Source organism: Erythrobacter sp. 3-20A1M (assembly GCF_018636735.1).
In the GTDB taxonomy this organism is placed as follows: domain Bacteria; phylum Pseudomonadota; class Alphaproteobacteria; order Sphingomonadales; family Sphingomonadaceae; genus Alteriqipengyuania.
Genome location: NZ_CP045200.1, coordinates 1,156,799 through 1,169,259, shown reverse-complemented (window position 1 = coordinate 1,169,259; position 12,461 = coordinate 1,156,799). Strand labels below are relative to the sequence as shown.

General features: G+C 67.9%; 9 protein-coding genes. 2 read left to right on the top strand and 7 right to left on the bottom strand.

Annotated elements, in window-relative coordinates:
- Position 1: 1 nt before the first annotated feature.
- The 6 genes from F7D01_RS05730 to F7D01_RS05705 form a co-directional block, all read right to left on the bottom strand.
- Positions 2-2,716, bottom strand: a complete 2,715-nt coding sequence (locus tag F7D01_RS05730) for a M1 family metallopeptidase (protein WP_251567102.1) — start codon at positions 2,714-2,716, stop codon at positions 2-4.
- A 71-nt stretch (positions 2,717-2,787) separates the two neighbouring features.
- The gene (locus tag F7D01_RS05725; RefSeq protein ID WP_215229243.1) at positions 2,788-4,185 is read right to left on the bottom strand and encodes an ATP-binding protein; all 1,398 of its coding nucleotides are present in this window, start codon (positions 4,183-4,185) and stop codon (positions 2,788-2,790) included.
- Positions 4,185-4,919 (bottom strand): response regulator, encoded by a 735-nt coding sequence (locus F7D01_RS05720; RefSeq protein WP_215229242.1) that lies wholly within the window; start codon positions 4,917-4,919, stop codon positions 4,185-4,187. The genes F7D01_RS05725 and F7D01_RS05720 overlap by 1 nt, the downstream gene beginning before the upstream one ends.
- Positions 4,920-4,961: 42 nt before the next feature.
- On the bottom strand, positions 4,962-5,543 hold the full coding sequence (locus tag F7D01_RS05715) for an EF-hand domain-containing protein (protein ID WP_215229241.1): 582 nt from the start codon (positions 5,541-5,543) through the stop codon (positions 4,962-4,964).
- Positions 5,544-5,743: 200 nt separating this feature from the next.
- A complete protein-coding gene (locus F7D01_RS05710) occupies positions 5,744-6,145 on the bottom strand; it encodes a cupin domain-containing protein (protein ID WP_215229240.1) in 402 nt (133 codons plus the stop codon).
- A gap of 75 nt (positions 6,146-6,220) precedes the next feature.
- The gene (locus F7D01_RS05705; protein WP_215229239.1) at positions 6,221-8,032 is read right to left on the bottom strand and encodes an aminopeptidase P family protein; all 1,812 of its coding nucleotides are present in this window, start codon (positions 8,030-8,032) and stop codon (positions 6,221-6,223) included.
- 150 nt (positions 8,033-8,182) lie between these two features.
- Between F7D01_RS05705 and F7D01_RS05700 the strand changes: the two genes are divergently transcribed.
- Together F7D01_RS05700 and F7D01_RS05695 are read left to right on the top strand one after the other, a co-directional pair.
- Positions 8,183-10,267 carry a S9 family peptidase gene (locus F7D01_RS05700; RefSeq protein WP_215229238.1) on the top strand — a complete coding sequence of 695 codons (2,085 nt, stop codon included), beginning with the start codon at positions 8,183-8,185 and terminating at the stop codon, positions 10,265-10,267.
- A complete protein-coding gene (locus tag F7D01_RS05695) occupies positions 10,264-10,674 on the top strand; it encodes a thioesterase family protein (protein WP_215229237.1) in 411 nt (136 codons plus the stop codon). The genes F7D01_RS05700 and F7D01_RS05695 overlap by 4 nt, the downstream gene beginning before the upstream one ends.
- A 7-nt stretch (positions 10,675-10,681) precedes the next feature.
- Here F7D01_RS05695 and F7D01_RS05690 read toward each other — a convergent pair whose 3' ends face one another.
- Positions 10,682-12,361, bottom strand: a complete 1,680-nt coding sequence (locus F7D01_RS05690) for a diguanylate cyclase (protein WP_215229236.1) — start codon at positions 12,359-12,361, stop codon at positions 10,682-10,684.
- Positions 12,362-12,461: the final 100 nt, after the last annotated feature.

The window sequence follows — 12,461 nt, the reverse complement described above, 5'->3', positions numbered from 1 at the left end:
ATTACTGCGCCGCCAGCCAGCTCTTCACTTCGGCGATCTGGCGCGGCTTCACCGATTCGCGCTGGCGGTTGATCGCGATCGAGCGGTCGATCGGCTTCTGCAGGTCGGCGCTCAGCGTCTTCTTGAACGCTTCCAGCCGGGCGATCGATTTCTCGTCCTTCACGCCGCCGGCCAGACGGGCGAGGAAGCGCGCCATGCCCGAATCGTCGACCAGCGAATTCACCTTCGCCTGGTTATCCAGCACGAAGTTGAAGGCAAGGTCGCCATGGCCCGACGCCACCGCGCTGATGATCGCGGCGCTGTCCGTCATGCCGACATCGCCCGACAGCGCGAGATCGAGCGCACGCTGCGCCAGCGTATCGTCGTCCGCCGCACCGAGCAGCGCGTAATAGGTGCTGCGCTGCACCGAGCTGTCGGAATTCTGCGCCAGCGACAGCAGCTGGTTCCACTGCGCATCGATCGCGTTGGATGCCACGATCGCAAGCCAGGTGGTCTTCAGCGGCCCGTCGAGCGCGGCCGGGTTGGTCTTGAGCGCGTCGAACCGCTTCGCCGCCTCGGCCAGCACCTTCTCGTCGCCCATCGCACCCAGCGCGCCCAGCAGGGAGGAGCGCAGGTTCTCTTCCGGCACCTGATCGCTTGGGCGCGGATCGTATCCCAGCGCCTGCAGGCGGGGGCCCCACGCCGCGGTCGCCATCTTCGCGACCTTGGCCTGCGCCGCGTCGTCATCCTCGAGCAGGGCGTAGAGCCCGGCCCAGCTGCCGATCGCGCTTTCCGCGACCAGCGGATTGGCGTTGCGCGGCACCGCGGCAAGGAGGTCGAGCGCGACACCCATCTTCTGGTATCCGGCGCTCGACAGCGCGCTCTGGTCGCGCAGCAGGCCGAGCTGGTCGATCGGCGCGAGCTTGCCCATGTCGGTGCGCAGCGCGGTCAGCATCTTCGCCGGATAGAGCGTGCGGTAATAGCCGAGCTGGCCCGCATTCACGAGCACCGTGCCGCACCCGTTCAGCGTCATGCTGGCCGACTTGCCATCCATCACGCTGCGCATCGGGGCGCCGCCGCCCACCGACACCAGCAGCGGAATGCGCCACCCTTGCGGATTGGCGGCGACCGCGTCCTTCTGGTCCTGGCTGAACTGGCTCTGCGTCAGCGACAGGTTCGTCTTGCCGCCGCTGCATGTGGCGGAGCCGACCTGGACCAGCGGCACACCTGGCTGGGTGGTGAAATCGCGCGCGATCCCGGTCAGCGAGGTGGCACCGGCCGCCTCGATCGCGGCCCACAGGTCCTCTGTCTTCGCGTTGTCGAACTTGTGCGCGGCCATGTAGCGGCGCAGACCGTCGCGCCAGGTATCCTCTCCGGCATAGGCTTCCAGCATGGAAATGACCGCTTCACCCTTCTGGTAGGTGATGGTGTCGAACGCCTGGTTGGTTTCCTCCACCGTGTTGATGGTCTGCACGATCGGGTGCGTGCTGGCGTAGGCATCGAGGCCCATCGCCGCCTCGCGCCCGCCGACGCGGTCGAGCAGCGGATACCATTCGGGGTGGAAGTGATCGGTCGCCTTGGTCGCCATCCAGCTGGCGAAGCCTTCGTTCAGCCACAGGTCGTCCCACCACGCCATGGTCACGAGATCGCCGAACCACTGGTGGGCGACCTCGTGCGCCTGCACTTCGTAAATCGACTGCCGCCCGCGTGCGCTGGTGATCTTGGGATCGTTCAGCAGGATGCGTTCGAAGGTGAAGACCGCGCCCCAGTTCTCCATCGCGCCGAAGAACTGCGACTGGCCGGGACCGGCGATGTTGTCGATCTTGGGCAGCGGGAAGGGCTGGCCGAAATACCCCTCGTAATAGGGGATCAGCCCGGCGAGGCCTTCCAGCGCGTAGCGGCCCTGCTCGCCGCTGCCGGCCGGTGCGACGATCCCGGCTTCCACCTTGGTGGTAGCGGGCATCGCAAGCCGCTCGAAATCGCCGAGGCCGAAGAACAGCAGATAGGTCGACATCTTCGGGGTGGTCATGAAGGTGACCCGCTTGGTCCCGTCGCCCAGCTCGTCTTCGCTCGCGGCGGGGGTGTTGCTGACCGCCATCTGATCGGCCGGAACGATCGCCGACAGGTCGAAGGTCGCCTTGTAGGCCGGCTCGTCGAACATCGGGGCAAAGCGGCGCGCATCGGGCGCCTCGAACTGGGTGAACAGCGCGCGCACGTCCTTGCCGGTGCGCTTGTCGAGATAGTTCAGCGCGAACAGCCCGTTCGCCTGCGTGTTGATCGTGCCGGAGTATTCGGTTTCCAGCCGGTAGGTTCCGGGCTGGATCGTCGCGGGCGCGGTGAAGGTCGCGGTCTGCGCCTGCGGGTCGGTCGCGACCTGCAGGTCCATCGCCGCACCGCCGCCGGCGGGAACGAGCCGGGCGGAAGCGATCGTCAACTCGTTTGCATTGAGCGTCAGCGAAGGCGTGGCCTCGAAAACCTTCATGTCGACCGCAGACTTGCCGGTGAAGGTCAGCGCCTGCGCATCCGGCGTCACCTCGATCGTGTAGTGATAGGGGCGCGCGGTACGCGGCAGCGAGGAGGTGGTCGCATCGCTCAGCGGAGCGAGGCCCTGCGGCGCGGCCGGGATCGCCATGGCGGGCATGTCCATGCCACCGGTGCTTGCCATGTCGGGCGCGGGAACGGTGGCGCAACCGGCCAGCAGGAGGCCGGTAACGAGAGGCAGAGCGAGGCGTTTCATAAGGGGCAACTCCGAGCTGAAATCGATGCCCGGTTACCCGCTATCGGTGCGCCGGACTGCACGGCCACCGCCTAAGCGCGAACCCCCTCTATTGCTAGCCGAATTTCTGCGCGCAGGCCGCCCCCCGCTCGGTTGGATAGGACCAGCGATCCGCCATGGTCTTCCGCTATGGCCCGCGCTAGCGTCAGCCCCAGCCCCGCCCCGCCGGTTGCGCGGTTGCGGCTCGCCTCGCCGCGCTGGAATGGTTCGAGCATCGCCGCGATCCGGTCGGGCGGAATGCCCGGCCCCTCGTCGTCCACCCGCAGCACGATCGACTCGCCCTCGCGCAGCAGCGAGACGCGCGCGACATCGCCATAACGCAGCGCGTTCTCGATCAGGTTGCGCAGCGCGCGGCGCAGCCAGGTTTCGTGCACGCGCGCGGTGATCCGCTCGGTCGCCTCCAGCGAGACCGGGCGGCCCATGTCTTCGAATTCCTCGACCACCGAATCCACCAGCGCGTCGAGCCGCACCGCTTCGGGCGGCGATCCGGCGCGGCCGATGCGGGCGAGCGAGAGGATGTCGTCGAGCGAGCGGGTGATGTCCTCGATCCCCTCCACCATGCGGGCGCGCTGGGCACTGCTTTCCACGCTCTCTATCCGCACCCGCAGCGCGGCCAGCGGCGTCTTGAGGTCGTGCCCGATCGCTCCGAGCATGACGTCCTTCTCGTCCAGCAGCGCGGCGATGCGCTGCTCCATCGCGTTATGTGCTGCGATCAGGCGGCGCACGTCTTCCGGCCCAGCGGGCTGGAGCGGCGGTTGCCCCGGCGCCGCGCGTCCGAACTGCTCGACCCGGTGCGTCAGCTGCGCGAGCGGGCGCGTGGCGCGGCGCAGCAACAGGGCCAGACCGCCGACCAGCAGCAGGTAGATGATCGCCGTCTGCAACAGGATCGCGCTCAGCGCCCCAGGCGAGCGGCGGTATTCCGGCAGGCGGGTGACGACCCAGCCCGCACTCTGCGGATAGCGCACGGCGACGTAGAACCAGCGATCGGGCGCGGGAATGCCGAGCCCACGCCGGGCGCGGCTGCCGCCGTCCGCGCGATCGTCGCGCGAAAAGCCGATCCGCCGCGTGGAACTCGTCACGCGGATGGCAGAGACGGGGACGCCCTGATCGACCAGTATCGTCTTCAGCCGCTGGGCGCGTTCGTCGTCCTGACCATTCAGGAAAAGCGGGGGGAGTCGCCCCACCGCCTCCAGCCGCGCCCGGCGTTCGCGCCTGCCGCCACGCCGTGCGCCCGGCGGACGGTCACCCTGGACACGCTCGTAGCCGGCGATGAAGCGAAACGCGGCGCTGTTGAGCAGCGCTTCCTCGCGCAGCTGCGCCCCGGCCCTGAGAGCGAGCGCGGCGGAGATCGCCTGTGCAACCAGCAGCGCCAGCGCCGCCGAGACGAGCACCTGCCCGAGCAGGCTGCGGGGCCAGAACCTGCGCACCATCAGCCCTGCGTGCCGGGGATGCGGCGCACGTCGGCGGCGAAGCGGTACCCGCCACCGCGCACGGTCTGGATGAAGCGCGGGTTGCGGCTGTCCTCCTCCAGCTTGCGGCGCAGGCGACTGACCTGGTTGTCGACCGCGCGATCGAACAGATGCGCCTCGCGTCCCTGCACCATGTCGAGCAGGCGATCGCGGTCGAGCACCTGCCGCGCGTGATCCAGGAAGGCGCGGAGCATCCGGAACTCGGCGGTCGAGATCGGCACCAGCGTGCCATCGGGATCGGTCAGCCGCCGCTTGAGTGGATCGAGCCGCCAGCCCTCGAACTCGTAGAGCCAGTCATCCTCGGCCGACTGCGGGGCGCGGCTGGCGCGGCGCAGGACAGAGCGGATGCGCGCGACCAGCTCGCGCGGTTCGAACGGCTTCGCGACATAGTCGTCGGCTCCGATCTCCAGGCCGACGATGCGGTCGGTCGCCTCGCCGCGCGCGGTCAGCAGGATCACCGGCAGATAGCGCGTCTCGACCAGATGGCGGGTCAGCGACAACCCATCTTCGCCCGGCATCATGATGTCGAGCAGGGCGATGTCGGGCCGCTCGTCGACCAGTCGGCTGCGCGCGGCTGCCGCGCTCTCCGCGGCGGACACGCGAAAACCCTGGCCGACGAGATACTCGGCCAGGGGTTCGCGTAGGCTCGCCTCGTCGTCGACGAGGAGGATCAGGGGGGCGCTATCGTCGCTCATGCGATGCCCAACGCTCCGCCCTCGATCGCGGTTTCGCGTAGCTTAGCTGGCATCGCCGGCGGTGCGGCGATCCTTGCGCATGGCGCGCATCTGTTCGAACGCAGCCTTGCGCTCGGCCGCGGTGACAGTGCCGTTGTTGTCGGCGTCCGCCGCATCGAACCGGGCAAGGGCGGCGGTGGTGAACTCGGCCTGGCTGATCGCGCCGTCTTTGTCGGTGTCGGCCGCCTTCATCATGGTCATGCCGCGCATGCCGTGATGGCCGCCGCGACGATGTCGACCCATGCGCTTGCCTTCGGCGTCACCGTTCTCTGCGCGCATCTTTCCGCGTCCTTCGCGCATCTTGCCCCGCGCGGCGTCGAATTCGGCGCGGCTGATCGAGCCGTTGCCATCAGCGTCGAGACGGTCGAACATCTTTGCGCGCATCGCTTCGCGGTCGGCCTGGTCAAGCGTGCCGTCGCCGTTCACGTCCATCTTCTGGAACATCTGCGCCGCCTTCGCCTGAACTTCGGCGCGCGTCTGATCCTTGGCCTGCCATTTGCCAGGCTGGGCCATGGCGATACCGGCGGTCCCGGTCAGCGCGAGCGCGGCGGCGATCGCGATGCTGCGTTTGGTGGTCGTCTTCATGAAGAAACTCCTCTGTGTGCCAGAGCGCAGCGTCGCGGCCGGGGGGAAGGAGGGGGAGGGTCGGCCACGACGCTGCCACTCACCATGCCCTTGTAGAAGCCCCTTGTCGCAGGAGTTTGCCGAGGAACGGGAAATCTGTCGCGGTTTGTATCGCGCAAGCGGGTTCATTCATGCTGCGTATAAGCTGAACGACGACGCACCTAGCGGGGTCGGTGCCGCGTCCCTTCGCCTGCGGTGATGAACACGGCGGTGGCTCGCGCCTCGACATCGGCGGTGTGCCACACTCCGGGCGCATTGATGGCGTATTCGCCCGGATGCAGGGTGTGGCGGGCATGCTGCCCATCGGCCCCTTCCTGGATCAACGTAAACGCCCCGTCCACGCACAGCACGACCTCGCTGCCCACCGGATGCATTTCCCAGCTCTCCCAGCTTTCGGAGAAGCTGTGCCACGAGACCAGCCGACCTTCGGCTCCGTCGCCCGAATGCCGCTCACCATAGGCTTCGTACCATTCCATCCCGGTGAAGGGCGGCTGCGGCAGGGCGGTCGCGTTCAGACCGAGGTGGATCGGCCGTTCGGAAAGGTCGTAGCTACCCGAGCTCATTTCGCTACCGTCATCGCTCTACCCCTCGTGACGACCCGCGACACGGAATGTACATCGCGCGAACATAACGCCGCCTCACAAGAGCGGCCTGGTATGCCGCTCCAGCCAGTCCAGCGCTTCGCCATCCAGTTGCGGCGCGAGCAGGGCGCGGGTCTGGGCGTGGTATTCGTCCAGCCAGGCGATCTCGGTCGGGCTCAGCAGCTTGGTCTCGATCAGCGCGCGGTCGATCGGGACCCAGGTCAGGTTCTCGAACCCCAGCCAGACGCCCTCGTCGGCGCGCGGGATGTCGCGGCGTTCGGTCAGCACGAGGTTCTCGATCCGGATGCCGTATTCGCCGGCCTTGTAATAGCCGGGCTCGTTTGAAAGGATCATCCCCTCGCGTAGCGGCTCTCCGGTGCCCGGGAAGCCGCCCGCAGGCTTCGCAATGCGTTGCGGCCCCTCGTGCACGGCGAGGAAGCTGCCCACGCCGTGGCCGGTGCCGTGCGCGTAATCGACGCCGGCGGCCCACAGATATTGCCGCGCCAGTGCATCCAAGGCGCCGCCGGTGGTCCCGTCGGGGAAGACGGCGGTGGCGATGGCAATGTGGCCCTTCAACACGCGGGTGAAGCGATCCTTCTGCTCCGCGCTCGGCTCGCCCGGTCCAACCCAGACGGTGCGCGTGATGTCGGTCGTACCGTCCCGGTACTGGCCGCCCGAATCGCACAGATAGATGCTGTTGGGCGGGATCGGGATATTGCTGTCCTCGTCCACCCGGTAATGCGGCAGGGCGGCATGGCCGGCGGCGGCGGAGATGGTGTCGAAGCTGGTATCGCGCAGCACGCCCGTTTCTTCGCGGAAGGACAGCAGCCTGGCGACGGCCTGCAGCTCGTCGACTTCGCCCGATGGCGCGTTGGCCTCGATCCAGCAGAGATAGCGCGACACGGCGGCACCGTCGCGCGCCTGCGCGTCGCGGTGACCCTGCGCCTCGGCCGGGTTCTTGATCGCCTTGGCGAGGATCGCCGGGTCGCGCACGGAAACCGGGGTCGCGCCGCCATCCTCCAGCGCCTGGAAGATCGCGGCGACGCCGTATTCCGGATCGACCGCCACGCGCTTGCCCCGCTGTTCGCCCAGCGCCGGCTCGAAATCGGCGCGGTCGCGGATCGTCACCGCATTGCCGAGATGGCGTTGCAGTTCGGGGGTGACCTTTTCGGGCGCGATGAACAGCTCCGCCGTGCCGTCCTGATGCGCGAGGAGATAGGACAGCGCGACCGGCGTATGGCTCACGTCCTCGCCCCGGATGTTAAGCACCCACGCGATCGAATCGAGCGCGGAGATGACGGCGGCGTCCAGTTTCTTGTCCTTCAGCCAGCGGGCGATCTCACCGCGCTTGTCCGCGCTGGAGCGGCCGGCCTGTTCGTCCGACTGGATGCTTGCGGTGGCGGAGCTCGGCGCGGGCCGGTCCTGCCACACCGCATCGATTGGATTGCTTTCCACCGGGACTAGTATCGCGCCGACTTCGGCGAGCTGCTCGGCGGCCGACTTCGCCCAGCCATGGGTGTGGAGCCACGGGTCGTACCCGATGCAGTCGCCCTCGCCGACATGTTCGGCCAACCAGGCCACCGGGCTGGTGGCGGGGACCGACTGATAGTCGAACAGCCGCTCTTCCACCTGCTCGCGCACCTGCACGGTGTAGCGCCCGTCGACGAAGATCGCGGCCTGATCGCGCAGCACCGCCGCGCTGCCCGCCGACCCGCCGAAGCCCGTAAGCCAGGCGAGCCGCTGCGCGTATTCGCCGACATATTCGCTCATGTGCTCGTCGCTGATCGGGACCACGAACCCGGCGAGGTCGCGGCGTTTCAGTTCCTCGCGCAGGGCGGAAAGGCGGGCTTCATGGGTCTGCATCAGCATGGGCGGTCCCTCTTGTCTTCGTTCGCGTGTCTGTCTGCCCGTTCATGTAGGTATTCGGGCGCGAAAGGGCCACCCACGCCGGGCGCGGCGGGCTATGTATCGGACGAGAGCGCTTGTGACCGCGCGGCAATGGCCTAAATCGCTGCGCACATGACCGACCAAACGCAGCTGCCGCCCCGGGCCGAGAAGAAGCCCGCCACTTTCACCCATCACGGGATCACCGTCAGCGACGATTACGCCTGGCTGCGCGATCCCGGCTATCCAGAGGTGAAGACGCCTGCGATCCTCGACTATCTCAATGCCGAGAATGCGTGGTTCGAGGCGCAGATGGCGGGGCAGCAGGGGCGGATCGACGCGCTGTTCACGGAGATGCGCGGACGGATCAAGGAAGCCGACAGCTCGGTGCCGCAGAAGGACGGCGACTGGCTCTACTGGGTCGAATACGAGGAAGGCGCGCAGTACAAGAAATGGTGGCGCAAACCCGTCGGTGGCGGCGAGGCGCAACTGATGCTGGACGAGCCCGCCCTGGCCGAGGGGAAGGAGTATTTCCGCCTCGGCGCGATCTCCGTCAGCAAGTCGGGCCACCTCCTCGCCTATGCAGTGGACGACAACGGGTCGGAGCGTTTCACGGCCCGGATCAAGGACTTGGAGACCGGCGAGCATCTGCCCGACGAGATCCCCGGCACGCTCTCCTCGCTGGTCTGGTGCGCGAACGACACCGCGCTGGTCTACTCGCTGGCGAACGAAAACTGGCGCACCGACAACGCACGGCTGCATCGCCTCGGCACCGAGAAGTCCGAAGATGTGCAACTTTATTACGAGGAAGACCAAGGTTTCCGCGTCGGGAGCGGGCTGTCGTCCGACGAGAGCTGGATCATCGTCACGAGCTCCGATCACGAGACAAGCGAAGTCCGCCTGATCCCCGCCGCCGACCCGACCGCGGAACCGATTCTGGTCCGCGCGCGGCAGGAAGGGGTCGAGTACGATGTCGACGTGCTGCCCGGCGGCACCGGCCCATGGGGCGAGGATCGCCTGTTCGTTCATGCCAACGACGCGCACGAGAATTTCCGGCTCGCCACCGCGCCGCTCTCCGACCCGGCTGCGTGGGAGGAGCTGATCGCGGGGTCGGACGAGTTCTACCTGACCGACGTGGCGCTGTTCCGCGACTTCTACGTGATCGAGGGCCGCGTGGGCGGGCTCGACCGGATCGATATCCGCGATTACGCCGATCCGGACCGCATTCGCCCGATCCACTTCCCCGAGGCGAGCTACAGCGCCGGTCTCGGCAACAATCCCGAATTCGACCAGACCGTGCTGCGGCTGGGCTACGAAAGCATGGTCAGCCCGGCTACGACCTACGACTATCATGTGGGTGAGGAGCGGCTCGAAACGCTCAAGGTGCAGGAGATTCCGTCGGGCTACGACGCCGATCTTTATGCAACCGAGCGGGTGGAGATCGCCGCGCGCGACGGGACGCCGATCCCGGTCTCGATCCTCTATCGCAAGGACCGCGAGAGCCCCGGCCCGCTGCATCTCTACGGCTATGGGGCCTACGGTATCGCGATCCCACCCGGCTTTTCCACCAGCCGGCTGAGCCTGGTCGATCGCGGCTTCGCCTATGCCATCGCGCATGTGCGCGGCGGGGACGATCTGGGCCGGGCGTGGTACCGCGCCGGCAAGCGCGAGGCGCGCATCAACACCTTCACCGATTTCGTCGACGTGGCGAAGGGCCTGATCGAGCGCGGCCTGACGCAGGCGGGGCGCATTTCCATCTCCGGCGGATCGGCCGGGGGCGAGCTGATGGGCGCGGTGGTCAATTCCGATCCCGACCTGTGGGGCGCCGTGGTGGCGCATGTGCCGTTCGTGGACGTGCTGGCGACCATGCTCGACGCCTCGCTGCCGCTGACGCCGGGCGAGTGGCCCGAATGGGGCAATCCGATCGAGGATGCCGCCGCGTTCGAACTCATCCGCAGCTACTCCCCCTACGACAATGTCCGCGCCCAGGACTATCCGCCGATCATGGTCACCGCCGGGCTGAACGATCCGCGCGTGACCTATTGGGAGCCCGCGAAATGGGTCGCCCGCCTGCGCGACGTGAAGACCGACGACAACGCGCTGATCCTGAAGACGAACATGGGCGCGGGCCACGGCGGCAAGTCCGGGCGGTTCGAATCCCTCCGCGAAACGGCGGAGGAGTTCGCCTTCATCCTGTGGCAGATGGGGGTGGAAGGGTGAGCGAGGCGTTCACCCGCACCTTCACCGCCACCCCCGATCACATCGACGAGCTGGGGCACGTCAACAATGCGGTCTGGGTGCAGTGGATTCAGGACGTCGCCGTCTCCCACTGGAACGCCGTTGCGCGGCCCGAGGATCGCGACGCCTATATCTGGGTCGTGCTGCGCCACGAGATCGACTATCGCGGCAATATCGGCACGGGCGAGCGCGCGCACGGCACCACCTTCATTCCCGGCGAGCCGAAGGGCGCGCGGTTCGATCGGCGGGTCGAGTTCCACGACGATGGCGGAAAGCTGCTGGTTTCGGCGCTCACCACCTGGGCGATGCTCGACCGCGAAACGTTGCGCCCGCAGCGCGTGCGCGCCGAGATCGCAGCCCCGTTCTTTTCCCACACCGGGCGCGAATGACGGAGCGTCAGACGGCCGCGACCCGCCCCGGCTTGGGCACGGTGAACAGAAGCAGCTTCTCCGTTTCACCGCGATTGCGCCCGTTCTCCTTCGCTTCGTAAAGCAGCGCGTCGGCGCGCGCGTAGAGCTCGTTGAAACCGACGGCGGTCATGCCGTGGCGCGGAATCTCGATCAGGCCCATGCTCGCGGTGAGCGGCACGTCGAGATCGACGACGTCGCGCGCCACTCGCAGCGTGATCGCCTGCCGCAGCGCTTCGGCCCGGCGCGCCGCTTCCGGCCCGCGCAGTAGCAGCATGAATTCCTCGCCGCCCATCCGCACGGCGATGACGTTGCGCCCTTCCGCCAGCGGCTGGAGCGCGCGGGCGCACGACACCAGCACCGCATCGCCGGTCTGGTGGCCGAAGCGGTCGTTCACGCCCTTGAACCGGTCGAGATCGATCAGCGCCATCGTGTCGAAGCCCTCTTCGCGCAGATCGGCGAAGCGCGGCTCGATCCCGCGCCGGTTGAGCAGCCCGGTCAGCGGGTCGCTGACGGCGAGCTCTTCTAGCGAGCGGGCATGGTCGAGCGCGCTGTCGCGCTGGCGGCGCAGGGTGATCATCCGGTCCGCCACCGCGAGGCCGGTGCCCAGCACCTCCAGCGCGCAGCCGAGATAGAACAGGGTCGGCAGTTCGACCGGGGAAACGCCGCCGATAAGATAGCTCGCCTGCCGCGCGATCGCGACGGCGAGGAGCGGGAACCAGCCGATCGCCTGGAACATCGCGGCCCGGCTGCGCCGCCACAGCGCGTTGCACAGCAGCACGATCATGAAGCCGAGCGCGGGCAGCATCGCCAGGCGATAGATATCCATCTGGAGCGCGCGATACACGCCCGGGAACAGCGCATGGAACAGGCCGATCGCGCCGATCCAGACGGCAACGGCGGGGATGGTGGCCCGGATGCGGGGATGCAGCTTGCCCGGTTCGATGAAATGGCGGGCAAACATCAGCGCGCACACCCCGACCAGCTCGAACCCGATCGCCGCGCCGAAGGTCACCTGCGTCGCGGTCAGCGGCAGCAATAGCAGCGCGATGTTGGATGCGCAGGAAACCGACACCAGCATCGCGACCGCCAGCGCCGAATGCCACAGCAGGAAGCGTTCGCGCAGGACGCGGTAGAACATGACATTGAACATCAGCGGCAGCACCAGCATCCCGCAGATCAGGGCCGCGAGGGCATAGGAGCGCATGTCCGCGCCGCCGGGCCGCTCCTGCGCGACGAAGGCGGACGGCACGGTGCGCGGATTGGCCGGACCGTCGATCATGGCGACTATCGCCGCCGGTCGCTGCGCGGTCTGCGGCAGTGGGAGCCGCATCATCCCCGCGATGCCCGCGGGCTCCTGATCGTCCATGGCATAACGCTGACGGATCGCAGTGCCGCTATCGTCGACCGCCGCGATCTCGACGCCCGATAGAGCGCCGCGGCGCAGATAGAGGCTGTCGGGCGGCGTGCCCGTGGCGGGAATATCGAACCGGACGAAGAACCGCTCCGCGTCGGAGCGCCCGGCCTCGGGCGAACAATCCCACCGGCGGTCCTCGTTCCTTACGCGCGCCAGCGTTTCCCCCGGAGCGGCGGCAGCAATGCATCGCTCCCGCACCGCGGACCCGGGTCCGGCCACCGCGGATTGCGGTACGGCGAGGCCAATGGCCATCGCCAGCAAAGCGATCAGAATCCTGACTACCCGTCTCCACTTGTTTCCCCGGGCGGCGCCTTAGCGCAACAGGCTTGCCACTCCGTAAAGAAGTGTGAAG

Coding starts and splice junctions, on each gene's coding strand:
- F7D01_RS05730 (WP_251567102.1), bottom strand. CDS start 2,716: ATGAAACGCCTCGCTCTGCCTCTCGTTACCGGCCTCCTGCTGGCCGGT.
- F7D01_RS05725 (WP_215229243.1), bottom strand. CDS start 4,185: ATGGTGCGCAGGTTCTGGCCCCGCAGCCTGCTCGGGCAGGTGCTCGTC.
- F7D01_RS05720 (WP_215229242.1), bottom strand. CDS start 4,919: ATGAGCGACGATAGCGCCCCCCTGATCCTCCTCGTCGACGACGAGGCG.
- F7D01_RS05715 (WP_215229241.1), bottom strand. CDS start 5,543: ATGAAGACGACCACCAAACGCAGCATCGCGATCGCCGCCGCGCTCGCG.
- F7D01_RS05710 (WP_215229240.1), bottom strand. CDS start 6,145: ATGAGCTCGGGTAGCTACGACCTTTCCGAACGGCCGATCCACCTCGGT.
- F7D01_RS05705 (WP_215229239.1), bottom strand. CDS start 8,032: ATGCTGATGCAGACCCATGAAGCCCGCCTTTCCGCCCTGCGCGAGGAA.
- F7D01_RS05700 (WP_215229238.1), top strand. CDS start 8,183: ATGACCGACCAAACGCAGCTGCCGCCCCGGGCCGAGAAGAAGCCCGCC.
- F7D01_RS05690 (WP_215229236.1), bottom strand. CDS start 12,361: ATGGCCATTGGCCTCGCCGTACCGCAATCCGCGGTGGCCGGACCCGGG.